The 23,599-nt window shown below is 61.1% G+C and carries 20 protein-coding genes and 1 pseudogene; 13 read left to right on the top strand and 8 right to left on the bottom strand.

Annotated features, from left to right (window positions below; all coding sequences use genetic code 11):
• Positions 1 to 1,487 precede the first annotated feature (1,487 nt).
• The 5 genes and pseudogenes from V1283_RS01730 to V1283_RS01750 form a co-directional block, all read right to left on the bottom strand.
• Positions 1,488 to 1,712, bottom strand: coding sequence for a hypothetical protein (locus tag V1283_RS01730; protein ID WP_334384718.1), 225 nt, complete (start codon positions 1,710 to 1,712; stop codon positions 1,488 to 1,490).
• Positions 1,713 to 2,312: 600 nt separating this feature from the next.
• Positions 2,313 to 2,504, bottom strand: a pseudogene (locus tag V1283_RS01735) (DNA polymerase IV); the annotation flags it as partial.
• A gap of 509 nt (positions 2,505 to 3,013) precedes the next feature.
• Positions 3,014 to 3,214 carry a hypothetical protein gene (locus V1283_RS01740; protein ID WP_334384719.1) on the bottom strand — a complete coding sequence of 67 codons (201 nt, stop codon included), beginning with the start codon at positions 3,212 to 3,214 and terminating at the stop codon, positions 3,014 to 3,016.
• An 11-nt stretch (positions 3,215 to 3,225) separates the two neighbouring features.
• Positions 3,226 to 4,431 (bottom strand): zinc metallochaperone GTPase ZigA, encoded by a 1,206-nt coding sequence (gene zigA, locus V1283_RS01745; protein ID WP_334384720.1) that lies wholly within the window; start codon positions 4,429 to 4,431, stop codon positions 3,226 to 3,228.
• A 231-nt stretch (positions 4,432 to 4,662) separates the two neighbouring features.
• Positions 4,663 to 4,902, bottom strand: a complete 240-nt coding sequence (locus V1283_RS01750) for a hypothetical protein (protein ID WP_334384721.1) — start codon at positions 4,900 to 4,902, stop codon at positions 4,663 to 4,665.
• Between the two features lie 195 nt (positions 4,903 to 5,097).
• Here V1283_RS01750 and V1283_RS01755 point away from each other — a divergent pair, with 195 nt between their 5' ends.
• The 7 genes from V1283_RS01755 to V1283_RS01785 all read left to right on the top strand — a co-directional run bounded on the left by V1283_RS01755 (position 5,098) and on the right by V1283_RS01785 (position 11,888).
• Positions 5,098 to 5,379: a hypothetical protein gene (locus tag V1283_RS01755; RefSeq protein ID WP_334384722.1), complete on the top strand. Its 282-nt coding sequence runs from the start codon at positions 5,098 to 5,100 to the stop codon at positions 5,377 to 5,379.
• Between the two features lie 184 nt (positions 5,380 to 5,563).
• Positions 5,564 to 6,916, top strand: a complete 1,353-nt coding sequence (locus V1283_RS01760) for a glycosyltransferase (RefSeq protein WP_334384723.1) — start codon at positions 5,564 to 5,566, stop codon at positions 6,914 to 6,916.
• Between the two features lie 180 nt (positions 6,917 to 7,096).
• Entirely contained in the window at positions 7,097 to 8,047 is a 951-nt protein-coding gene (locus V1283_RS01765) for a cytochrome c (RefSeq protein WP_334384724.1), read from the top strand.
• Positions 8,048 to 8,215: 168 nt separating this feature from the next.
• Entirely contained in the window at positions 8,216 to 9,598 is a 1,383-nt protein-coding gene (locus tag V1283_RS01770) for an FAD-binding oxidoreductase (protein WP_334384725.1), read from the top strand.
• 33 nt (positions 9,599 to 9,631) lie between these two features.
• Complete coding sequence (locus V1283_RS01775) at positions 9,632 to 9,841, top strand: hypothetical protein (RefSeq protein WP_334384726.1); 210 nt, start codon at positions 9,632 to 9,634, stop codon at positions 9,839 to 9,841.
• Between the two features lie 192 nt (positions 9,842 to 10,033).
• A complete protein-coding gene (locus V1283_RS01780) occupies positions 10,034 to 11,065 on the top strand; it encodes a helix-turn-helix domain-containing protein (protein WP_334384727.1) in 1,032 nt (343 codons plus the stop codon).
• Positions 11,066 to 11,162: 97 nt separating this feature from the next.
• On the top strand, positions 11,163 to 11,888 hold the full coding sequence (locus tag V1283_RS01785; RefSeq protein ID WP_334384728.1) for a response regulator: 726 nt from the start codon (positions 11,163 to 11,165) through the stop codon (positions 11,886 to 11,888).
• Between the two features lie 96 nt (positions 11,889 to 11,984).
• Here the strand turns inward: V1283_RS01785 and V1283_RS01790 are convergent, their stop codons facing one another.
• Positions 11,985 to 12,167 carry a hypothetical protein gene (locus V1283_RS01790; protein WP_334384729.1) on the bottom strand — a complete coding sequence of 61 codons (183 nt, stop codon included), beginning with the start codon at positions 12,165 to 12,167 and terminating at the stop codon, positions 11,985 to 11,987.
• Positions 12,168 to 12,450: 283 nt separating this feature from the next.
• Between V1283_RS01790 and V1283_RS01795 the strand changes: the two genes are divergently transcribed.
• The 6 genes from V1283_RS01795 to V1283_RS01820 all read left to right on the top strand — a co-directional run bounded on the left by V1283_RS01795 (position 12,451) and on the right by V1283_RS01820 (position 20,058).
• Positions 12,451 to 12,948, top strand: a complete 498-nt coding sequence (locus tag V1283_RS01795; RefSeq protein WP_334384730.1) for a DUF1127 domain-containing protein — start codon at positions 12,451 to 12,453, stop codon at positions 12,946 to 12,948.
• A 180-nt stretch (positions 12,949 to 13,128) separates the two neighbouring features.
• A complete protein-coding gene (locus tag V1283_RS01800) occupies positions 13,129 to 14,097 on the top strand; it encodes a cytochrome-c peroxidase (RefSeq protein WP_334384731.1) in 969 nt (322 codons plus the stop codon).
• Positions 14,094 to 16,580 (top strand): two-component system VirA-like sensor kinase, encoded by a 2,487-nt coding sequence (locus V1283_RS01805; protein WP_334384732.1) that lies wholly within the window; start codon positions 14,094 to 14,096, stop codon positions 16,578 to 16,580. The genes V1283_RS01800 and V1283_RS01805 overlap by 4 nt, the downstream gene beginning before the upstream one ends.
• A 673-nt stretch (positions 16,581 to 17,253) precedes the next feature.
• Complete coding sequence (locus tag V1283_RS01810; RefSeq protein ID WP_334384733.1) at positions 17,254 to 17,826, top strand: cupin domain-containing protein; 573 nt, start codon at positions 17,254 to 17,256, stop codon at positions 17,824 to 17,826.
• Between the two features lie 42 nt (positions 17,827 to 17,868).
• Entirely contained in the window at positions 17,869 to 18,267 is a 399-nt protein-coding gene (locus V1283_RS01815; protein WP_334384734.1) for a DUF1127 domain-containing protein, read from the top strand.
• 354 nt (positions 18,268 to 18,621) lie between these two features.
• On the top strand, positions 18,622 to 20,058 hold the full coding sequence (locus V1283_RS01820; protein WP_334384735.1) for an NAD-dependent succinate-semialdehyde dehydrogenase: 1,437 nt from the start codon (positions 18,622 to 18,624) through the stop codon (positions 20,056 to 20,058).
• 71 nt (positions 20,059 to 20,129) lie between these two features.
• Here V1283_RS01820 and V1283_RS01825 read toward each other — a convergent pair whose 3' ends face one another.
• Together V1283_RS01825 and V1283_RS01830 are read right to left on the bottom strand one after the other, a co-directional pair.
• Positions 20,130 to 21,842: a protein kinase domain-containing protein gene (locus V1283_RS01825; protein ID WP_334384736.1), complete on the bottom strand. Its 1,713-nt coding sequence runs from the start codon at positions 21,840 to 21,842 to the stop codon at positions 20,130 to 20,132.
• 92 nt (positions 21,843 to 21,934) lie between these two features.
• The gene (locus V1283_RS01830) at positions 21,935 to 23,194 is read right to left on the bottom strand and encodes an MFS transporter (RefSeq protein ID WP_334384737.1); all 1,260 of its coding nucleotides are present in this window, start codon (positions 23,192 to 23,194) and stop codon (positions 21,935 to 21,937) included.
• Positions 23,195 to 23,599 lie beyond the last annotated feature (405 nt).

Here is a 23,599-nt window from a genome sequence, read left to right on the forward strand (position 1 = left end):
CGTCAGGGGGTCGTCGCGGTCCCTGACACAGAGGGTATGCAACCTTTGCTCGTAAGCCTCTGTGATGCGGCTAATCTCTTCCGGCGCCATAGTGGAGTTTCGTAATAGTCGATAAATAGCCATTTCCATTAAACTTCTTTTGGTGCTTGTAGTCCGCGGGAGGTCAGCCACTCGGTCATGCGAGTAGTTGTCTCTGCTTGGCGGGCTCTGCGAACAAGGCGCTCGCGCTCTATGCCCGGCGGGGTGCCTTGAGCCTGCTTGCGCAGCCGCTTTGCTTCCTCAGCAAGACGTTCTTCAACGGAAGTCGTCTGTGTAAAACGGCGACGCTCTGGCATACGCTGCTCCATCCGCTTGAGGATTGGCGGGAGTGCGACCGGCGTTCTCATCACCGATAACTGCCACGATACCGTGCGGCGATGGGAACAATGTGCACCCGGAACCAGCGCAGCGCCAGAGCAAAAAGTTCGCCAGAACAAAAAGTTAAGGGGAAGGCTGGTGAGGGACGGCCCGCGTCGGACCTTGCTCCTCTGACCTTCACCGGGTCCTATCGATTGGATCGTACCGGGCGGGTACGCGCGATCGTTCCCTTTGAGGATATTCTACCCGCGCGATTTTCGGTTTTGCTTCTCCGTAAACGACCACTGTGCGCTTGGCAGCCTGCCGCTGTCTTGCTGCCCGGCTCCCGCGCAGCGTTTGGGCATGTGTCGGTAAGCGATGGTACCAGAGCGGTGCGGGCCGCACTCGGATCCTCGCCTTCGTGCGACTGAGGCCTCGATCGGACCTGATGGCATCTCCCTATCCTTGCTGCGTAGAGAGCGTCGGGGCCGGCGGATCAAAGCCGCTCGTCCTCAGCGAAATGGTCTACCGGTCCATCGGTTACAGCCGACTTTTGCAACAAAATCTGCCAACAGGCGACGTCGCAGGCTTGGCCTGATATGAACGAGGCCGCCAACTGAGGCGGCCTTCGGGATGACCGGTGCGCGGGGCGGTACCGAGCAATGCCGGACCACCCTGCAAGACGATCTTTACAAGCGACCTCTACAAGTCTCGCGATACCTACGGCAATTTCCTGCGCCTTGTTCGCCCAACTCGTTCTTGTAGAGGCAGGCTTGTCTCAATTCGGCGCACACATCCCTCTGAACTGGTCTTTGGCAGGTCTCACGGTATCTGCGGCAATTTCCTTCGCCCCGCTCCCCTAGCATGTCCTTGTTTTCGCAGGCACGCCGCAATTGCTCGCATTGCCCCCCTCGACCGTCGTACACTCGGACGCCTCCCGGTCCAACCTCGATGGATTGGGAAAAGGCCGAGATCGGAATTACAAAAAGAGCAGTTGCCGCTGCGGCGCCGAACGCATAGTTGCGCATTGCTTTCAACATTTCTAATCCTCCAGTTGCTATGTACCGGTGAATAGAGGCCGCTTCGGCGGCCTCTCACTTTTCGATGGGAACGGACGGAGCGAGCGTCATCGCTTCTCGCCGTCGCCACCCTTAGTGCGCGCAGACCTTGATGGTCTTCATCCCGGTTTCAGCTGCGGTGCGCGTCTTGAACACCTTGCCGTCGCCAACAACGACAGTGGTTGTTGTGGTCGGCTTCTTGTCCACGATGGTGCATTTCTTCGTGGAGGTGTCTTGCACGACATAAAATTCCGTCTGAGCGTAGGCAGCGCCTGTCATGATTGCTACGGCTGCAGCCGGAATAAGAAACTTCTTCATAACGTCTCCTCCGTTGTGAGTGTGTCCCTGCGTAGATTGTTGGGCGGAGTGGAGTCGGGCCCCCCGCTGGGAACCACGTCTATGGGTTCACTAACCTTCAGTTCCTAGGTGGAGATCTTAAGCGGGTTGATGTGAACGTCGGCCGAACGGGCAGTTCAGAGACTGTTTATTTCGAGCTTACCGATCTTCGCCTTCACAAGCGCGACTTCCGGTCCGGGTCAAAACGCGACCTCGCGGGGAGGGCCGCTTCTGGGGCGCAAAGCGGACATTAATGCATGGTGACAGATTGGTGGTCGTGAAGGTGCGGGCGCTTCTCCAAGCCGAATCAAGTTTTTCCCCTAGGGTGTACCAACTTTTAAGCGGCCACGACGTAGAAGCGTGGAAACCAACGATCCGCGGCCTTGATGGGGAGGCCGAGCCTTACATTGCTTCGCGTTGTTTCTGAAACCAGATACCCAGCATCGATGAGGCTGTTGAGCACTGTTCTGGCTTGACGCTCTTCATGCCCGGTTATTTCGGGGGCTCGGCCGCGAGAGACGCCCGCGATCACCGCTTCGCGCAGAAGCGGCCATGAGCCTCGCCTTATGCGTTTCGCGCAGAGTAGGTACCGGATTTGCCGAAGTTTTCCTGAAGAAAGGCGAGGGAGTGGCGGATGTCGAGGCCTGTCCAGATCTCCAAGGCGTTGAATTTGGCAGCGGTTGTCGGCCCGATGCCGTGAAACTTCCCGACCGGCAGCGTCTCGACGAAGGCCGGTCCCATCTCCGGCGAGATGACGTACTGACCGTTGGGCTTCGCGGTAAGCCGCTAATTTCGCGAAGCGGCCGTTTGCCGGAAGCGCAATTCGCGGAATGAGCGATTATGGAATGCAGTAAGAATCCAATTGGCATAGCCAAAAAGTTCGTCGGTACACTAAGGGCGATCCGTTTGTCGTTGCCGTCGTCAATTCGGGGAGAGAACGAAGGTCAGACGACCGCGCAGCATTACGAAACGAAAATCACAATCGCAGCGTCGGGGGCTCGAGACGTTCCACCGACTTGAACCCCCGACTGCCCGCGATGGAGTACGCCGCAAGTATTGCCGATTACGGCCATGGACAGCGCCGAGAGCGGACCGATCTACTTGTCCTATTGATCCAGCGCCGGCCTTAGCAATCAAGTTGTGCCCAGGCTTCGAAGGCCCATTTGCCTATTCCTATGAAACCCAAATTTTGGCAAGGTGGCGATAGATCCTTTACGCTCACATCCATTCGCCATCGCAACGCATTTTGAGAAACCTTTCTTCTCAGAACCCAAAGGATTTCATCATTCGCTTTCGACCGCAAATTTCCTGAGGGGAATCGGATCTGATGCGCGCGGTTGCGTGCTCTGTGTGGGGCGACCATATGGCTGCTTGCTGACCAAAGCAGTTGGCGGGAATATGCTGTCGTATATCGCGCGAGCTTCCTGAATTAAACGAATCCGCTCAAGCTCAGATTTTGGGACAAGTCGAATGATGTCGCCCATGTGCGCTCCCGCTAGGCTGCTTCTTGCGCGCGCCGCCATATCGGAAACGGGTCTGCGAGCTTAGCCCATTCCGCGACGTCCATAGCAGCTTTTCCCGGTACGAGACACGCGTCCAAGCGGGCGCGGATCGAGCCTTCGTCCATGCCAGTACCGATGAACACGATTTCCTGGCGGCGATCGCCATAGATGCTGTTCCAGTTTTGGCGAAGTTTCTTTCGCCAAAAAGGATCATCCGGCCATCGTGCCGCCGGCACGCTGGCCCACCAGAAACCAAGGGCCTGGGTGCGAATGAGCGAACCCGCCTGGCTGATTTCACCGAGCCATTGCGGCCGGGTCGCGAGCCAGAAGTGCCCCTTGGCGCGAATGACACCGGGCCAAGGGGCCTTGATGAACTTATCGAACTTGCCTGGGTCAAATGGTCGGCGCGCGCGATAGACGAAGTTCTTCACGCCGTATTCTTCCGTTTCCGGCACATGATCGGCGAAGCCGTAAAGCTCCTTGTACCAGAGTGGATGCTGCTGAGCCTTTTCGAAGTCGAAACGGCCGGTATCGAGAACGCGATCGAAGGCAACTCGTCCGTGGTTGGCCTCAATGAGCTCCGCCTCCGGATTGAGCGAACGGATGATTTTTCGCGCCGCGTCGCACTCCTCCAGCGAGGCATCGTCGACCTTGTTGAGAACGATCACGTCGGCGAACTCGATCTGCTCGACGAGCAGATCGACCAGCGTGCGTTTGTCATTATCGAGCGCCTCGCCATGTTCCCCGGGAAAGTCGGTCGACGAGTAATACTTGAGCAAATTCACCGCATCGACGACGGTCACCATGGTGTCGAGACGCGCCACGTCGGCGAGGCTTTCGCCGGCTTCGGAACGAAAATCGAATGTAGCTGCCACCGGGAGCGGCTCGGCGATGCCGGTCGACTCAATCAGCAAATAATCGAAGCGACCACTCTCCGCGAGAGCGCGCACCTCCTTCAAGAGATCGTCGCGCAACGTGCAGCAGATGCAGCCGTTCGTCATCTCGACGAGTTTTTCATCAGTCCGGGAGAGATTCGCACCACCATCGCGGACCAGGTCGGCATCGATGTTCACCTCGCTCATGTCGTTGACGATCACCGCCACCTTCAGGCCGTGCCGATTGTTCAGGACGTGGTTCAGCAAAGTGGTCTTTCCAGCCCCGAGGAAGCCGGACAAGACGGTGACGGGAAGTTTTTGCATGGAGATCGAAGAGCCTTTTCAAGGGGGTAGGGTGACGCTTGGGATTGGGCATCTGAACGGCACATGCAATGTTATAACATAACATCCTAGATCGCCGACCATCTGTCAAGGCGCGTGCGGCCTCGTCTTTCTTTCGAAGTTTGTAAGTCTAGTTTGGCGTGCAAGCTTGGAGAGCGCCTCAAGCGGCAGGCTCATGCAAACAGCATCCGCTGAAAGCATCTTGCTAAAGCGCTATGCCGCTCCGTTGGCCGGCGCATCGATCAGCACTACGTCGCCACCCGCCGCCTGCAAATCCGCTACGGGCTCTTCGCGCCTCATAAGGCCTACGGTCTTGATTCCGAATTCGCACGCGAAGGTGATCGCATTGCGATCGACGCCCGATCTCCGGCGTTTTGGATGATCCGACCACCGCTTGAGATCCGAGAACTCGTTCAGGAGGATGCCTGCGATCAGAGTGTACGTCCTGACCATGGAGAACTGCCGGAGATCCGCCGAGCCGTTCACAAACGCGGCGAAGGGTTCGGTCGTGTCAGCCTATGTTACGTTTGTATGCTTTCAGCGTCCCCGCAACATCAGCTCGTAATCTCACCTTCGCAAGGTCAGCACCGAGGACCACACGTCGGTCGCGTTGCATCCAGCGACGCGCGCAGATTTCGGGAGATGGATATGCGAAACGTGATCAAGATCGTCGCTGTATTGTCTTTGCTTGGCAGCCGCGGGGCCATGGCGCAGACGGTGGGAACGGCGAGATCGTCCGCCGGATCCCTCACCACTGCGACGGCTCCTCCTTCATTGAAACAGGGCGTGCGATTGGTGGGCGAGGCGCCGATCGGCCACCGCCAACCGCATGTGCGCGACGTGCCGTCACAAAACCCCAGCGATCTCGAGCACCTCACTGAGGAGGACGCCGCAGTCGATCGCAAACTCACCATCTGCCGCGGCTGTTGAGTTGACGGCGGCGCGAGTGACGAACGGCGGCGCAAGACCACGTCGTGCATTACAGCCGTAACCATTTGGCGTGGTCTTCGAAGTCGCAGCGTAACCGCGAAGCGGCAACCTGTTCTTTGCTTGAGCCAACCTTTCGGACGCCTCCGACGGGTCGACGGTTTCACAAATGAGAGTGACAGGTCACATGAAAATTCTCCTCGCTTCGACCCCGGCCACCGGCCATCTCAATCCGCTGCTTGCGATTGCACGCTTCCTGATCGACGAAGGTCACGAGATCGCCTTCCTGTCGGGCAGCGCGCTGCGCAACCCCATCGAACGCATCGGCGCAACGTTTTACGCGCTTCCGGCCGGTGCCGACTTCGATCTGCGTGACTTCGCAACGGTGGCTCCCGAATTGAAAACCATTCCTCCGGGGCTGGAATGGATCCGCGTCGCCATGGAGCGGGTGTTCATCGATGCCATTCCAGCTCAGCACAAGGGCATTCAGCAGGCGCTGAAAGATTTCCCGGCCGACATCATTATCGGCGACGACATGCTGTTCGGGGTATTGCCGATGTTGCTCGGCCCGCAGGCGAAACGGCCGCCCATCGCGCTCTGCGGCACATCGTTCCTGCACTGGCGCCGCGACGATGGCGCGCCGCATTTTGTCGGGCTGGCACCTGCAACCACGCAGGCGCAGCGTGACGACTACGCGGTGGTCTATCGTGAGCATGACGAACAGCTCTATCAGCCGGTGGCCGATCGCCTCAACAGGTCGTTGCAGACCATGGGTGTCGGGCCGCTGTCGATGCCCATGTTCGATTCCGTCGTCGAACTCGCCGATGCCTATCTGCAGCTGACCGTGCCGAGCTTCGAGTTTCCACGCGCCTTTCCAGCCTCGGTGCGCTTCGTCGGCCGGCCTCCGATCATTCCGGATCAGGCGCCGCTGCCGCCCTGGGCTCACGAACTCGACGGCTCGCGCAAGGTGGTGCTGGTGACGCAGGGAACATTGGCCAATCACAATTTCGGTCTGCTGGTTGGACCGACGCTGGCGGCGCTCGCCAATGAGCCTGATTTGCTTGTGGTTGCCACGGCAGGCGGCCGTCCCGTCGAGGCCATCCCTGGCCCAATCCCCGCCAACGCGCGCCTCGCGCAGTATCTGCCGTTCGAATGGATGCTGCCCAAGGTCGACGTGTTCGTCACCAACGGCGGTTATGGCAGCGTCAATCAGGCGATGAGCTTTGGCATTCCCCTCGTCACCGCAGGGCTGACGGAGGACAAGGCTGACGTGAACGCACGCGTTGCCTGGTCTGGCATCGGGATCGATCTCGCGACCAACGAGCCGACGCCGCAGGCGCTGCGCGAAGCCGTCCGCACCGTGCTCGATCGTCCGGCCTATCGCATGCGGGCATCATCGATGGCTGACGAATTCAGCGGGATCGACACCCGAGCGGAAATTCTTCGGATCATCGGCGAACTCGCGCATGCGTCGAAAGAAGCGGTCGCGGAGGACGCCACGACAGTGATCAGTCGCCGTCGGCGTGTCGGCAGCCGTTAGGCTTCCGGCATGGCTGCTGCGGTTACGTTACGGCTGTAACGCAAAAAGCCCGGCGTCGTAACCGCTTCGCATTTTTTCCAGCTTTAGGTCTTTCGTGGGCGTCGCCAATTTGCGCGCCTGCGGATGACCGCGGCTGATGCTTTCCAATTTTATTCTGCTCGACGCCCATAGGAACGTACCATGTTTGAATTGTTCGCCTTGGCGACATTGATGATGGTCGCCGCACTGCTCGCCTGGTCGGGCCTTCGCGTCTGGCGGACGAAGAATGGTTTCATAAAGTGGGGCGGTACAGGCCTGGCGACGCTACTGTCTGCCATCGTCACCTTGATAAGCCTGATCACGGCGAACGGGCTGTTCAAGCTGCATGCCCGCAGTGCCCCGGCGACAGTTACAAACGTAGAAGGCACGCCTGAGCAGATTCAGCGCGGAAAGGCGATCTCGGACGGTTTCTGCAGCGCTTGCCACTCAAAGACCGGCACGCTCACGGGAGGCCTCGACATCGGCGAGCACTTTCCCATGCCCATCGGTTCGTTCGTGTCCTCCAACCTGACACCCGTCGGGCAAGTGAGCAACTGGTCTGATGGCGACATCTTTCGGGCCATCCGCAACAGCGTCGATCCGAACGGCCGCTGGCTGATCATCATGTCCTACACCAATGCCGGAAAATTGAGCGACGAAGACATACGCGCCGTCATCGCCTATATCCGCAGCCTGTCTGCAATCGGAAAGCCAACCGACAATCCGCCGGATCATCTCAATCTATTGGGTATCGCGATGCTGGGCGCCGGCATGCTGCCGACGGGAAAGCCGGTATCGATCAGTCCCATCACGGCGCCGTCTGCCGGCTCCACTTTGCTGTATGGCGAGTACATCCTGTCGTATCAGGATTGCCGCGCGTGCCATGGCGCGAAGCTGACCGGCGGCGTGCCCGGTCAGCTTGGGCCGCTCGGGCCCGACCTCAATCTCGTAAAGGGATGGAAGCTTGAGCAGTTCATCGCCACGATGCGCACCGGCGTTGATCCCGACGGACATGAACTCGGCAAGGAAATGCCGTGGCAACCAATCGGAAGGATGAGCGATGAAGAGCTCAGCGCGGTCTATCAGTACCTGACGCATTTGCCGAATTCCTGAAACGTCCCTGGCTCCATCAGAAGACAAGACGCAATGCCTGACCGCGAAACGGCTCGGGTGTTTGGCGCGCTCACACCGACTACAGATGCAACCAACGGGATCAGGAATGCCATCCGGTCGTAACCCGGCTCGATTTGACTGCAATGCCTGATCACGAGGAGCAGAGCGATGGCAGATCCGATCGAAGGTACGTTTCTTTGGCTGGACCAACGGCTGTCCGGTCGCTTGTCGAGGCCGGGCGATGACAGCTACGCCGCTGCGACGGCGATCTGGGCGAAGCCGGTCGGCCCGATGCCGCGTGCCGTCGCGCACTGCCGCACGGCGCAGGACGTGCAGTCGGCGATCCGAGCTGCGCGCGACAGCGATCTCTCGCTTTCAGTGCGTGGCGGCGGTCACGACTGGGCCGGTCGCGCGTTGTGCGACGGCATCGTGATCGACCTGACCGCGATGAACGATGTAACGCTGAGCCCGGACTATCGCGCCGCACGGATATCTGGAGGCGCCCGCGCGTCAGACGTTCTTGCAGTGACCGATCCGCGCGGGCTTGCGGTGGTGACGGGCTCATGCAGCTCGGTCGGCATGACCGGGCTGACGCTCGGTGGCGGCTATGGATCGCTGATCGCCCGCTTCGGACTTGCGCTCGACAATCTGCTTGCCGCCGAGGTCGTGCTCGCGGACGGGCGCATCGTCACCGCGAGCCCCGACAACGAACAGGAATTGTTCTGGGCGTTGCGCGGCGGTGGTGGCAATTTTGGCGTGGTGACCGCGATGCAGCACCGCACGCACTATCTGCCCGGCGTCCGCTCAGGCATGCTGCTGTTCCCGTTCGCCGAAGCCAGAGCCGTTCTCGAAGGTTGCCTCGACATCATCGCGACCGCGCCCGAAGAACTGACGGTTCAATTCGGGTTGGTTGGTGGTCCTGATGGCGTTCCGCTGGTCATGGTCGTGCCGACGTGGTGCGGACTGTCGGAGCAAGGGGAGGCGCGGCTGGCGCCGTTCCTTGGCCTCGGAACGCTCGTCGTCAGCACGTTGGCCGCGACAACCTATGGCACTTCGCTCGCAATATTCGATCCATTTCTTGCGACCGGACAACGCGTATTGATGGAGACGTGCTGGCTTCCCAGGCTCGATCGCCAGGGTATCGACGCCTTCATTCGGGCGATGGCGAATGCGGCTTCACCGGGCTGCGCCATCATCACCCATGAGTTTCGCGGCGCCGCCTCGCGCGTGCCAATGGCGGCGACCGCCTTCGGCCTTCGCCGCGACCATGTGCTGGTCGAGATCCTCGCATCCTTCACCGATCGGTCAGAACGGCGTGAGGAGCACTGGCATCGACGGTGGGTGCAAGCCGCGCGTCGGGCCTTTGATGGCCTCGCGCTTCCCGGTGGATATCCGAATATGCTCGGCAAAGGCGAGGTTGAGCGCGCAGCAAGGAGCTACGGTGGCAATGCCGAGCGGCTCATCAAGGCCAAGCAGCACTACGATCCGGACAATACTTTCAACTCAGCCATTCCGCTGCCGGCCGGTCAGCGCGTCTTGGCCGCCGAATAGGAGTACCACTCGACTTGCGGCCACATCGAAGCGATGGCGCAAGCCATCGCCGAGGATTTGACAGGCGGTGACAGTTCACGGCAGCCGAGCGAGAACGAATTGGCGGCCGCGCGTCATCAGGGCGAGTTTGTCGGGCAGCAAAGAAACCGTTCGGTCGATATGCTTCAATTTTTTGCAATTTTGACCGATGGGACTGCGGTAGACCTTCAGCCCCACTTCCACGACACAGCCTTTGCTCGGTGAGAGCAGCATATGATGTGTCATGCATATGCTATGCTGCATAGGATGCATATAGCGTTACAGATTCGGCGTAAGCATTCTGATCACAATTCATCACGTCCCCGAGACCTCACCCTCTCAGGTCACAGACAGTTTTGACCGGAAGCCATAGATACCGTCGCTGGACAAAAGTGCTCCAAAACGGAGACAATAATAATGCCTCAGAGCGACGATGTTGGCACGACACCCCTCCTGGACTTCGAGGCGTGGAGAGCTTTACTCCGATCGAATTGCGGGCGCGACGTCGAGGTCACGACGCCCAACGCCTTTGCCGGTTGGATGCGTCCCTTCAATGCATGCGGGCTTGAGGCAACTTCGGTAAAGATCAGTTGGGAGTCCACGGCCCCCGGTTGCTCTGATCACCGGGTAGAGCGGAGCTACCGGGATGTTCGCTGCGATGGCGCGGATCATTATCTCCTGATCTTCCAAGTCGCTGGGCAGACTGCAATGACCCAGATCGATCAAGCGGCACAACTCGCTGTAGGCGACGTTGCGCTCGTCGATGCGGCGCGGCCGGTGACATATCTCTCCCGGTATAGTAGCCCACACTGGCTGACGCTTCGGCTGCCGCGAAAATCGGTGCGGTCTCACTTCGGGTTCGAGCCGCAAGGTGGTGTTGGCAGACAAAGAACGCGCGCCAGCCGTCTGCTCTTCGACCTCATTCGGAATGCCGATATGGAAGCCGCGTCATCGTCCGCCGGTTTCTACATGCAGTTGGCCGTCTATGACCTCGTCGGCGCGCTGTTTGCTCCGACTGACCCGCGGCCCATCTCACGCTCCGGGGACAAGCTATTCGCGCGCATCTGCGGCGTGGTCAAGGACGGTCTTCCAGATCCGGATTTCGGGCCCGCCGAGGTGGCCAGCGAAACGGGGATTTCGCTGCGATATGTCCAGAAGCTTTTCACCGAGCGCGGCACGACATGCAACGAATTCATCTATTCGCATCGCCTGGACCATGCGGCACATCTTCTCCAACGGCGGACATTCACGGACTCCGGCCAGCCTCTCAGCGAGATCGCCTACGCCTGCGGCTTTCGCGACTATGCGCATTTCGCGCGGAGATTCCAGAAGCGGTTTGGCCATTCGCCGGGTGCATATGCCGGACAGGACAACGGTGACAGTCCTGTGCGCGCTGGTGCAGGAAACAGTGCGCCCTTGGCACGCGACGTCCAATTTCGGACGTCCTAGACAAGATCAGCATGGCCCCGGCCCCTCGGGCACCATTTGCCCATCGAAATGCGAATTGCAACACGACTAGTAACAAGAAAAGTTGAGAGATCAATTCATGCTCGCGGATGTTGGCCATATCGTTGTCGTTGATGATGACCCCTCGTTGCGGCAAATGGTGATCAGATATCTGGAGGATCACAATATACCGACCAAGCCGGCCTCCAACCGGACAGAACTTAATCGCCATCTGACCGGGGCCATTCCCAGCCTGATTATTCTGGATCTCCGGCTCGGCCAGGAGGATGGGCTGGATATGTTGCGGGAAATTCGCTCTCATTCGGATGTTCCTGTCATCATTACGACCGGCCATCGCCCCGACGAGATCGATCGCATCGTCGGCCTCGAACTCGGCGCGGACGACTATATCGTCAAGCCGTTCAGCCTCAGAGAACTGCTCGCCCGGGTCCGTGCCGTTTTGAGGCGGCAGGAGATGGGGCGGGTCGCCCGCGCCCACGAGCCGGAACGAGGTGGATACAGATTCGACGGCTGGCAGCTTGAGCGGCGCAACCGCAGACTGCTCGACCCCAATGGGACGCCGGTAGCGCTGAGCAAAGGCGAGTATGCGTTGCTACTGGCCTTTCTCGAAGCGCCGCAACGGCCGCTGTCGCGGGAGAATTTGTTGCAGGCTACGCGGATACACGAGGATATTTTTGACCGAAGCATCGATGTTCAAGTGCTGCGGCTGCGGCGCAAGCTCGAGGTCAATCCGAGTGCGCCGCGGGTGATCCAGACCGAGCGCGGCGTCGGCTACATTTTCACGCTCGCGGTCGAACCGTTCTGAACATTGATCAAAATGTGGCGGCGCCAGGTTACGGTTGTAACGACATTGTCCGCGCAGGTGATGATCGCGTAACTGGCGGATATCAGAGTCTCCGTATCAGTTCACGGAGAATCTCATGTCGAAACGAAAATTCTTTCCATTGTCTTCAGCGGTCGCCTGCCGGTTGTCGTCTTCGGCGGCTTTGCGCGGTCTTTCCGGATCGCCATCGTCTCCAGGACGTCCGCGCGGAGCGCCGTCTTCGGCCGGGACTCGAGGCTGACGGTGCGTCTTCTCGTTCATGTGGTTGCCAGACTGGCGATCACGGCAGCCTGCACCAACTCGGCGGCAGCACTCGACGTGCGGGCCGGGTCCGCAGCAATGTCCTTCCTTCATCAGCAATCTGTCGGAGTATCCGATGTTGAATTCTCAATCGGCGATCGCCGCCGTCAGGCGTCAGAGCAGCCAGGAACAAGTCTCGCGCGCTGCGCCACGCGATAGACGTGACATTCCCGTCGAACGATTGACGCCGGTCGCGGAGATTTCCAGAGCGGAAACAAATTTACACCCGGAGACGTGGCCCGCGATGGCGCAGCCGGACGCGATCGGACTGTCGGTGTATTGGCTTTTCCTCGAAGGATTTGCCCTCTACGGAGCTTCGATGCACGGGCTTGCGACGAGTGCGGTCACGGCGATCACCAGCGAGGTTGGTGCTCTGCGGCCGTCGGAGCGCTCCTGGCGCAAACGACGAAAATCCATTTCGCTCGTTTCGTCCGCTGCGCGTGCGGAGACGGCGGTGCTGGAGAGCGAGGACGCCGTCGATCGAATAGCATTTGGATCGGGCATTCTATCCACGAGGGACGCTGCGGCGCGGGCGGCCGACCGATACCGGTTTGTCCATCCCGGCTGGCTATCCATGATCTGGCGCGCCATCGCAAGCCGGTGGGCAAAGTGGCGTCGCGAGCGCGAGATCAATGAGACTATCACGGCGGTGGCGGATTATGACGACCGGATGCTGCGGGACATGGGATTTCCTCATCGTTCGCAGATCGAGCAGATCGTGAGAAATGGCCGGGATGGCTAATCTTGCCATCGGCAAGATCACGAAGGCGGTCCCTCGCGGCGCGGGGGGCCGCCTTCGCGTGAACTTCACAATCAATAGGCAGTCCCCATATTCAGGGTGCGGGGCGGCGGGGCCAGTCTGAGTGCAATTACGTTGAGCGGAAATCCTTTGTCTCACCTGACCCTACGCGGAAGAGGCGGTATGGCTGGGCCCGCCCACCATTGGCGCCGGATCCTGATGATCTGCATCTTGATCCCGGGCGGCCTGTTGCTCTCTTCGGCAATGCCGCAGCAGCTTGTGCAGCCGCAGGAAGCGAACAGCATCATCTCCGACGAACCCATCACCCCCGTTCCCGAGCCTCGACCGATCAACGCCTTGAAAGTCAGGCTTGGCGAGCGGCTGTTCGGAGATCATCGCCTGTCTCGCAACAATTTGCGCAGTTGCGCCTCGTGCCACGACCTCAACACGAATGGCGCAAGCAAAGAGAGCCACGACAAGGGTCTCGATGGCTCAAGCCTTCCGCTCAACACGCTGACCGTCTTCAACGCCGCACTCAGCTTTCGCTTTGGTTGGGAGGGAAAGATCCGCGCTATCGAGTCGGATGCCAAAGCCTCCTTGCAAAATCCTCAGATCATGGGCGCCGATCTCGCCGAGATTGTGGAAAAGCTCGACGCCGATTCCGGGCTGCGCCGCGAATTCGTGGCGGCCTACGGCCGCCGTCCCGACGCCGAGAATGTCGTCGATGCCCTCGCAACCTTCCAGCGAACCTTGATTACGCCAGGCAGCCGGTTCGACCGCTGGCTCGCAGGGGACGCCGGCGCCCTGTCTGCGGAAGAGCAGGACGGATATCGCCTGTTCAAATCCCTGGGTTGCGTCTCCTGTCACCAGGGCGTGAACATTGGTGGCAATCTTTTTCAGCGGCACGGAATATTCCACCCGCTGGCGTCGCCAAAGCCGGAAATTCTGCGCGTGCCCAGTCTGCGCAACGTTGCGACCACGCCGCCCTATTTTCATGACGGCAGCGCCGCAACCCTCGACGAGGCCGTTCGCAGGATGGGCGTGGCGCAGTTGAATTCTACGCTGACCGACCGACAGGTAAGTGCACTCGTTGCCTATCTCGGGACCTTGACCGGAAAATACCGCGGCGTTCCGGTAGGAGGTGCGCCATGAAGATGACGCCTGTCGTCGTTGTGGTGTCGTTTCTTCTCCTGCTGCTGACCTGGTTGCTGCTGAGCGGCTTGAACCTGAATTCGACACGCTTCGACGAGCAGATCGAGGCGCTCGATCAGTTTTCCAGGTTCGAGCGTGCCTTGAATCGTGAAGTATTGACGGCGCGCGCCGGCTTGTCGCGAAACTACGATGCGCTGGCACGCCTGACCGACGCGTATGATGGGTCCGTCCATCGATTGCGCAGAGCCGCGGGTTCGGACGTCGAGGAGAGCGCCGCAATCGACATTCTCGCTGCAGGGGCGAATCGGCAGCAAACTCTGGTCGAACAGTTCAAGAGCAGGAACGCGCTGCTAAGGAATTCCTTCCTCTATTTCGGCATATTCAGCGCGCGTCTAGCCGCCTCGGACCGCACGCAGGTGGTTGCGGCCGCCACCACGCTCTCCGCCGCCATGCTGCACCTCACGCTCGATACGTCGCCGGCCGCCGCGCGCGAGGTCAAGGATCGATTGGAGCAGTTGGCGGCCTTGCCAGACCCTGGTGGCGATACCGCCTCGATACAGGCGGCGATCGCGCATGGTGGGCTGCTGCATGACCTGTTGCCGCTAACCGATGCCGCGCTAAAGGCGCTGATGGCCGCGGCGACCACGCGTGAGCAGGATGCGGTGCGCGCGTTGATCATGAAGCGTCAGCTCGCCGCGCGCGCGTCGGCGCGGCACTATCGTGTTCTGCTTTACGCCACGTCACTGCTGCTGCTCGGTGCGCTGGTATTTCTCGGGCTGCAATTGCGGGCACGCGCGATCGCCCTGCAGCGGCGTGCCGCGTTCGAGCATGTGATTGCGGGCATATCGATGCGCTTCATCAACGCGCAGCCGCATAATATTGACGACGAGGTCGCACAGGCTCTCGCCGATATGGCTGAATGCATCGGCTGTGACCGCGCCTATTTTGTATCGACCGGCGCAGCGCCGCGGCAACACGTCTGGTGCAAACCGGGCACGCGCTTTTCGCCCGGCTGGCCGAACCGTGCGCCTGCGCTTGCGGCCCGGTTCAACCCCAGCGTCGATGGAACGATCCATGTTCCGCGCGTCGATCGCCTGCCGGTTGGAGAGAGCAAGGAGATTTGTGTCGCCCTTGGTCTGGGTGGATGGGCATGCGCGACGAATGTCAACAAGGACGGTACCACCGTCGCCCTCGGGTTCGACGCGATCGGTCGACCCTGTCGTATGACCGCCGCCGGCGAACTCAGCCTGCTGCGAATGGCGCTCGATACGATCGTCTATGCGCTGGAGCGCGACTCCATGGAACAGGAACGCGCACGGCTGGAAATGCATCTGCAACGGGCTCGCCGCATGGAAACGGTGGGCACCTTCAGCAGCGGTATTGCCCACAACTTCAACAATATACTGGCCGGCATCCTCGGCCATACCGAGATGGTGGAGGAGCATCTCGACGCCGAAGCCCGGCCGCAGCACAATCTGACCGCGATCCGGCGCGGCGCGGAGCGGGCGCGGGATCTGGTCGATCAAATCCTTACATTCGGACGCCGCCGCGAGGGAAGGCGGGAGCACGTCTGCATCAAGACGCTGGTCGCGGAAGCGAAATCGCTGCTCGCGCCTTCGTTGCCGGCCCATGTCGAAGTCAAGGTGAGCGAATCCGCGGAAGCAGCGGTGGTTTCAGCCGAGCCAGCGCAGCTGCATCAGGTCATCCTGAACATCTGCAACAATGCAGCCCAGGCGATGGACAAACCAGGTGTCATCCAGATCGAGATCAAGACATGCGAGATCAGGGAGGCCAGGAGGATTACCCAGTTCGAAATCAATCCCGGCCGCTTCGTCGTGGTTTCAATATCCGATTCCGGGCGGGGGATGGACGAAGGGACGCTGGAGCGGATCTTCGAGCCGTTCTTTACGACGCGTTATCACGGAAACGGTCTTGGGCTTGCGACCGCGCGCGAGATCGTACGGGAACATAGCGGCGCTTTGCAGGTCAACAGCACCGTCGGGGCAGGGACGCGTTTCGACATCTGGCTTCCGTCTGTCTCGTCGCATCAGCCGATCCTTGTTCAACATGCATCAGGTACGTCCGGTCGCGGCGTTGGCGAAACGGTACTGGTGCTTGAAACCGACCGCGGACGCCTGCTGCGGCATGAGGAAATTCTGGCCGCTCTTGGTTATGAGCCGGTCGGTTTCACGGGGGCGGAGGAAGCCGCGGAAGCCTGTGCCGTGCGCGCGCGCTTCGACGCTGCGCTCCTGTGCCACCAACCCGGCGCGAGCCTGGCGCTCGATTTTGCGACCACGTTGCGTGAGCTCGTCCCCAACCTGCCGATCGTTCTGGCGACGACTTCGGCACGGGATCTCGACGCGCAATTGCTGGCAACTTCCGGCGTTTCGGAAGTTGTCCATCATCCGTTGACGTCCGCAGAATTGGCCGGCGCCTTGTCACGTTGCCTTACCAGCCCGGTAAGGCCGCGACTGCTGTCGTAAATCGGTTCTCGGTGCCCTGATTGATCCGAGTGCGCCGCACGTGATCCGAACCGAGCGCGCGAGCGGATACGTCTTTGCAACTTCGGCGCAGCCAGTCCAAAGATGACGAAAGTGCGGCGGTCGGGACTACAGCGGTAATCCCATTTCTCGTGTCAGAGATAATGCTGTAGTGGATAGCCGGCAAATTCTCCGCATCAACTCGCGGAGAATTTCAAATTGCCAGCATATCCGATATCACGCCTGCCGTCGCGATCGGCGCGTCAACGCCTCCTGTTTGACCTCGCCTCGATACGCGGGCGTTCGGTGGCCTCGTCTCGGATCACCGTGCGCCGGACAGCTGTTCATTTACTCGCCAGACTGGCAATCGCCGCGACGTGCACGAGCTCGGCGGCGGCGTTCGATGCCGCGCACATCTCTCGTATGACTGTTGCGACCGTGGATGGCCGTCATTCGCTTGAGTTGAGGCGGCACGAAGTCAGGCCGAACCCGATTCAATCAGTACCTGCTGCCATGGAAGCTCCGTCGTTCCTATCGAAAACACCTTGCGTGGGCTCCGCGGCCAACTCTCGGCCTTCCCGCTTCCGACCAGCCGACGCGCGATGGCTGCAGAGTAACCGCCAAGCGAGCGGTCGCCGCTCATCAACTGGCTTCACCAACAGAACAGAGACTCCAAATGACGACACCGAAAATCGCTGAAGTTCGCCTCACCCCCAATCAGGACCGTGGTGAGTGGCAGCAAGTCACGCCGGGCGAACGGTTCAAGATCCGCGTCTCTTCCGCGCAGACCATGGGGGCTTATTCGGTGCTTGAGATCGTTGCGGATCCCGGCAACGGCGTGCCGTTGCACATTCACAGCAAGGAGGAGGAGCATTTCATCGTGGTCGAAGGCATGCTTGACATCGCCAACGGCGACCGGAGATGGGACGCACCCGCCGGCACAAGCGTTACTGTCAGGAGGGGAGTGCCGCATGCTTGGTGCAATTCATCGGATACGCCGCTCCGCATGTTGGTGATTTTTTCACCAGGACAGATCGAAGGACTATTCAGAACGGCGGCGGGTGTCGACGACGTCGACAAGATCACGGCCATCGCGGCCCGCTACGGCACGAAGCTCGTTGGGCCGCCTCTGCATGGGACAGCGCATTCCATCCACTCGCCGCAGCCGAAAGGCTGGCCGACCCTCATGCGGCGCGGGGATGGCGACGCGGCGTTGCCGGCTGCCTTTACGAGACAGGTCTCGCGCTAACAGCGTTCTGTATCGGAACCGAAGGACCAGGGAGAAAAGTCAATGGAAATGCATTCGCAACGATCGTTCCATGAGGCCCGTGGCATCAGCGCTCCGGCGCGGCGCCGGTCGCAACCGGGCCGGATCGCACGACGTGCCATCAATCGATTCCTCGCGATCCTCAAAACAGTGAAGACGGCGATCGAAGCCGAATGGGCAGCTCGTCACGCCATCGAAGAACTCGCCGGCATGAACGATCACATGCTTCGCGACCTCGGGATTACCCGAGGCGAGATTGAGAGCACGGTGCGCCGGTCGCGAGCGACTATCGGAACGGAGCACGAACCGTCTCCCTTGAATGATGGCAGTCAGGGTAGTCTGGCTCTGCCGACGGTCAGCTCTCCCGACCTTACGTCAGAAGGACGGTCTGAGCAGCAGTTGCAGAGACTGCCATCATGGTGATGGCGGCAGGCGCTACCGATGCGAGCAGGTTCCTGCTGAAGGCACGTCACTGTCGATCAGGGTGATCTCGTTCAGCAAGCCACGAACGCTACCAAGTGGGGCCAATTGTTAGGTCTGGATAGTTGCTGCCATGCAAGCTTCGGGCGGCGTCGTATGTCGCCATGATGTCTTCTCCTGAAGTTAAAGGTCAGTCTGCGGCGGAGTCGAGGCGTATCGCAAGCGCTCTGCGCCGGTCGCAGGGCCGTACCCGGTTGAATCGGCTTTGCAATCTGGCCGGGCTTCGATCATAAAGGCGCCTGACTTTCAGCCGGCCGATTTCGCCGTCCGGCGACAATAAAAGAGGGAGCAAGTCTCGTGGCATATTCCGATACGCAATTGTTCATCAACGGCAAATGGCGGCCGAGCCAATCGGGCAGGACGATCGCCGTGCTCAATCCGGCGACAGAGGAAACCATCGGCACCGTCGCGCATGCGGACCGCGCCGATCTCGACGAGGCGCTGGAAGCGGCGGCCAAGGGTTTCAAGGTCTGGCGCGCAGTGGCGCCGTTCGAGCGCTGCAGGATCATGCGCAAGGCGGCCCAAATCATGCGCGAGCGCAATGACGGGATCGCGCCGCTGTTGACGATGGAGCAGGGCAAGACGCTGGCCGAGGCCAAGATGGAAGCCATGGCCGCCGCCGACGTCATCGAGTGGTTCGCCGAGGAAGCCAAGCGCGCCTATGGCCGGGTCATCCCGGCGCGCGGCCCCGGCATCTACCAGATCGCGGTCAAGGAGCCGGTCGGCCCGGTTGCGGCCTTCACGCCGTGGAATTTCCCGATCAACCAGGTCGTGCGCAAGCTCTCTGCGGGCCTCGCGGCGGGCTGCTCGATCATCGTCAAGGCGCCTGAGGAAACGCCGGCGTCGCCTGCGCAACTGATCAGGGCGTTCGTCGATGCGGGCGTGCCCGACGGCGTCATCAACCTGGTCTATGGCGTGCCATCGGAGATTTCGGAATATCTCATTCCGCATCCGGTGATCCGGAAGATCTCCTTCACCGGATCGACGGTTGTGGGCAAACAGCTCTCCGCACTGGCGGGCCTGCACATGAAGCGCGCCACGATGGAGCTGGGCGGCCATGCGCCGGCCATCGTGTTCAAGGACGCCGACGTATCCTCGGCGGCGAAGATTCTGGCGGCGGCGAAGTACCGCAATGCCGGCCAGGTCTGCATCTCGCCGACCCGCATGCTGGTGCAGGACGACGTGTTCCGCGAGTTCGTCGACAAGTTCGTCGAGGGAGCCAAGTCGATGAAGGTCGGCAGCGGCCTCGATCCGGATTCGAAGATGGGCTCGCTCGCCAATCCGCGCCGCGTCACCGCCATCGAAGGCATGGTGCAGGATGCGGTGGGCAGAGGAGCAAAACTCGAGACCGGCGGCCACCGCGTCGGCAACAAGGGCTATTTCTACGAGCCAACGGTAGTCAGCGACGTGCCGAAGGATGCACGCGCCATGAACGAGGAGCCGTTCGGCCCGCTGGCGTTGATCTCGCGCTTCTCGACCTTCGACGAGGTGGCCGAGGAAGCCAATCGCTTGCCGTTCGGCCTGGCGTCCTACGCCTTCACCAGTTCGACCAAGACCGCGACCGCGATCGGCGCCGCGATCGAAGCCGGCATGGTCTCGATCAACAGCTTTGGTCTTGCCTTGCCGGAAGTGCCGTTCGGTGGCGTGAAGGATTCCGGCTATGGCTCGGAGGGCGGCACCGAGGCGATGGACGGGTATTTCAACACCAAGTTCATCACCCAGACCGGCGTGTGAGCCAGATCGCGAAGCCAACACAGTTTGCTTCGCTGACGTGACATGGCCCGACGCTCCCACCGAGCATCGGGCTAATGATGTACCAACCATGCCAGAAGCAGGATGACGAGCACGATCAGGCCCGCGGACAGGCTCTTCCAGAAAACGAGCGGATCGCGCTCATAGAGTGAGCGCCGTGACGCGATGGCCGGCTTCGCCCACATCGCGCCGTTCTCGAGCTCGTGCGAGAACTCGATGACATCGCCGTAGCGTTGCGCCGGATCGACGTTGAGCGCCTTGCCGACCACCGCGTCCAGCCAGGCCGGCAGGTCGGGGCGATAGCGGGAGAGGGAAGCGGGCTTGCCGAAGCGGGGCCGCGAGAATGGCTCGATCTCGCCATAGGGGTAGGCGGCGGTGAACGTCCGGTACACGGTGACGCCGAGCGCATAGAGATCGGAAAACTCGTCGCCGGGCCGCCCGCCGAACAGCTCCGGCGCCATGTAGCTCGCCGTGCCCGGAATATCCTCGGCCGGAAAATCCTCGAGCAGCGGCACGCGCGCAACGCCGAGGTCAACCAGCCGCAATCCGCCGGCCTTCAGCAGGATCACGTTGTCGGGCTTGATGTCGCGGTGGATGATGCCGGCGCGGTGCAGGGTCGCAACGGCGCGCGCTAGCTTGGTCGCAATCCCGATACCTTCGGACAGCGAAAGCTGCGGAGAACGGTTGAGCCGCTGTTCCAGCGTCTCGCCTTCGTAAAGCGGCATCACCGAATAGAGGCGGGTCTGCCGTTCGGCAGGCAGTTCGATGATTTCTCCGATCCACAGGCTTCGCACGCGGGCCGCGACCCACGCCTCGCGGACAAAGGCGAGGCGATAGGAGCCCTCGCTGGCCACGCGCGGATGCGGAAACTTCAGCACGAGCTCGCGGCCCTGCCGCTTGTCGATCGCCTTGAACAGCCGGCTGTAGCGACCGTCCGACAATATTTCGCCGAGCGTGAAATCGTCGATGACGGCGTCGGTTTCGGGCAAATCAAGAATCGGAAGCGTCGCGATCGAGTGGGTGAGTTCGTCGCGGTCGGCGGGCGGCAGGTCGACGACGTCCAGCACCAGCGCAGTCATGTTGTCGCTGGAGCCTGCATCCAGTGCGGCGTCGACGAGGGCGCGCGCGGATTCTTCCGGGGAGGTGCGCTCGCTCAACAGCACCTGGAGCCGGTGATCGGCCAGCACGCCATGAACGCCGTCGCTGCAGATCAGGAGCCTGTCGTGCTGGCGCAGCCCGACGGTCGCGTAGTCGAAGCGGGCAAAATCCTCGAACCCGATGGCGCGGTTGAGCAGATGGGCGAGATCGCCGCGGCCGGCGATGTGGTCCGTGGTCAGCCGCTCCAGGCGGCCCTCGCTCAGGCGATAGGCGCGGGTGTCGCCGATATGAATGACGTGGCACTGCCGCTGCGACAGGATGATCGAGGAAAAGGCGCAGCTCATGCCGCTGAGCTGCAGGTCGGTGCGGCCTTGCGTGTAGATCCAGCTATTGGCGGCTTCCAGCGAACGCGAGGCGCGGCGGCGCACGCCGAGCGTTTCGGGGAGGGAATAATAGGCGTCGATGAAGCATCGAACCGCGAGTTCGGCGGCTTCCCGTCCGCCCTTGTGTCCACCGACGCCGTCGGCGACCGCGGCGACAATGTCGCGGTTGGTCACACCGGACCGGCCGAGGCAGGTCCCGACGTAATCCTCATTAGCCGAGCGCTTGCCGGTCTCGCTGACGAAGCCGACGCGAACCCCGAGATTTCGTTGCGAACCGATCGTCACCCGCGCGGCCTGTCAAGGCTTTACTATTGACGCGTTTTCTTCACGCGAACCGGTAACCACTTCGCTCGAAAACGCTATGGCAGCGCGCGTCGTCAGACCCGCGCTCCCGATGCGGCGCCCCATGTGGTGCGCCAGCGCACCTTGACCATGGCAAGTCCCAGGAAACCAAGCAACGCCAGCAGGCCGAAAAACAGGAAGCCCGCGCCGAAACCGCCCGTCATTCCCTTGGCGACGCCGAGCGCTTTGGCAAGGAAGAAGCCGCCGATGCCGCCGGCGCAGCCGACCATGCCGGTCATGAGGCCGATCTCCTGACGGAAGCGCAGCGGGATGAGCTGAAACACGGCGCCGTTACCCATGCCGAGCGCGAGGACTCCGATCGAGAACAGCAACACTGACACCCAGGCGATCCGCGGCATCTCGGTGAGCGCCCAACCCGCAGGCGCCGGAGCAGCCGGTCCCTCCGGCATGAAGGCGATGACAAGATAGGCCCCCACGACGACCCCAAAAAACATCGACAACGAGCGGATGCCGCCGATGCGGTCGGCGAGCAGGCCACCGACCGGGCGGAAACCCGAACCGAAGGCGACGATCAGGGAAACCAGCAGGCCGGCCGCAACGCCTGATACGTGATACTGCACGCTGAAATACAGCGGCAACGCGTTGGCCAGTCCGACGAAACCACCGAAGGTGATGAAGTAGAAGAACATGAACCAGCGGCTGTCGGGATCGCGCAGCAACGTGCCATAAGCCTTTAGCGAAATCGGTTTCCGTTCTCCGGGCGCATCCTTGGCGGCATAGGCGTAGTAGGCGAGGATCAGCAGCATCGGAACGAGCAGCACGCCGAACACGGCTTGCCAGCCCCAATGTTCGGCGATCGACGGCGCGAACATCGTGTCGAGCACGACACCCATATTGCCGGCGCCGGCGATCCCCATCACCACGCCCTGATATTGCGGCGGATACCAGCGGCTCGCCTGCGGCAGCGCAACCGCGAACGAGGCGCCGCCGATGCCGAGCGCGAGACCAAAGACCTCCACCGACAGCTTGGTCGGGAGGCCGAAGTAGCAAACCCATGCCGTCGCGGCGATGACGACGAGTTGTGCGATAATTCCGGTTCGTTTGGCGCCGAACAGATCGGCGAGAAAGCCCATCGGCACCCGCAGCAACGCGCCGGCCAGAACCGGGATGGCGACAAGCGTGAACTTCTCGTCGACGGCAAGGTTCATGTCGCGCACGATGTAGACGATCAACGGACCGAGCGCGACCCAAGCCATGAAGCTTATGTCGAAATAGAGGAAGGCCGCGAGCAGCGTGGGCCAGTGACCAGCCTTCTTGAATTCAGCAAACTTCATCGAGCAGCCTCGAACATCGGCGCGTGACACCGCGCAAGCGCGGTGATCTCGGCACAAGAGATTGAATTTTTGAAAGCGAGAGGTCGTCTCGTCGTTGAGACATACGCTCTCAGTCACAAACGTCAGCAATTCGTGTGCCAGAAAACCCAGCGCGTCACTTTGCGAATAGTTGCAGTACCTTGCAACGCGCGAACAAGCTGCCGCGAATGCGGCTGATGCTCCGTTTGTTGGCAAAAACAGCCGCTCGAACGTGCAGTGTGGTGTTTTATTGTGCGGTGCCGAATATTAGCGGTAAAGCGCGCCTGAAAGGCCGCTTATCCGCGTAGTGCCATCTCCGCGGGCAAATTGACGCCGGGCGATGGTTAAGCATTCGTGTTGTGCACAATGGATGGCCCAAACGGGTGA

Origin of the sequence: Bradyrhizobium sp. AZCC 2262 (genome assembly GCF_036924535.1) — a bacterium.
GTDB lineage: Bacteria > Pseudomonadota > Alphaproteobacteria > Rhizobiales > Xanthobacteraceae > Bradyrhizobium.

Coding starts and splice junctions, on each gene's coding strand:
- V1283_RS01730 (WP_334384718.1), bottom strand. CDS start 1,712: ATGAAGAAGTTTCTTATTCCGGCTGCAGCCGTAGCAATCATGACAGGC.
- V1283_RS01740 (WP_334384719.1), bottom strand. CDS start 3,214: ATGGGCGACATCATTCGACTTGTCCCAAAATCTGAGCTTGAGCGGATT.
- zigA (WP_334384720.1), bottom strand. CDS start 4,431: ATGCAAAAACTTCCCGTCACCGTCTTGTCCGGCTTCCTCGGGGCTGGA.
- V1283_RS01750 (WP_334384721.1), bottom strand. CDS start 4,902: ATGGTCAGGACGTACACTCTGATCGCAGGCATCCTCCTGAACGAGTTC.
- V1283_RS01755 (WP_334384722.1), top strand. CDS start 5,098: ATGCGAAACGTGATCAAGATCGTCGCTGTATTGTCTTTGCTTGGCAGC.
- V1283_RS01760 (WP_334384723.1), top strand. CDS start 5,564: ATGAAAATTCTCCTCGCTTCGACCCCGGCCACCGGCCATCTCAATCCG.
- V1283_RS01765 (WP_334384724.1), top strand. CDS start 7,097: ATGTTTGAATTGTTCGCCTTGGCGACATTGATGATGGTCGCCGCACTG.
- V1283_RS01770 (WP_334384725.1), top strand. CDS start 8,216: ATGGCAGATCCGATCGAAGGTACGTTTCTTTGGCTGGACCAACGGCTG.
- V1283_RS01775 (WP_334384726.1), top strand. CDS start 9,632: ATGGCGCAAGCCATCGCCGAGGATTTGACAGGCGGTGACAGTTCACGG.
- V1283_RS01780 (WP_334384727.1), top strand. CDS start 10,034: ATGCCTCAGAGCGACGATGTTGGCACGACACCCCTCCTGGACTTCGAG.
- V1283_RS01785 (WP_334384728.1), top strand. CDS start 11,163: ATGCTCGCGGATGTTGGCCATATCGTTGTCGTTGATGATGACCCCTCG.
- V1283_RS01790 (WP_334384729.1), bottom strand. CDS start 12,167: ATGAACGAGAAGACGCACCGTCAGCCTCGAGTCCCGGCCGAAGACGGC.
- V1283_RS01795 (WP_334384730.1), top strand. CDS start 12,451: ATGGCGCAGCCGGACGCGATCGGACTGTCGGTGTATTGGCTTTTCCTC.
- V1283_RS01800 (WP_334384731.1), top strand. CDS start 13,129: ATGGCTGGGCCCGCCCACCATTGGCGCCGGATCCTGATGATCTGCATC.
- V1283_RS01805 (WP_334384732.1), top strand. CDS start 14,094: ATGAAGATGACGCCTGTCGTCGTTGTGGTGTCGTTTCTTCTCCTGCTG.
- V1283_RS01810 (WP_334384733.1), top strand. CDS start 17,254: ATGACGACACCGAAAATCGCTGAAGTTCGCCTCACCCCCAATCAGGAC.
- V1283_RS01815 (WP_334384734.1), top strand. CDS start 17,869: ATGGAAATGCATTCGCAACGATCGTTCCATGAGGCCCGTGGCATCAGC.
- V1283_RS01830 (WP_334384737.1), bottom strand. CDS start 23,194: ATGAAGTTTGCTGAATTCAAGAAGGCTGGTCACTGGCCCACGCTGCTC.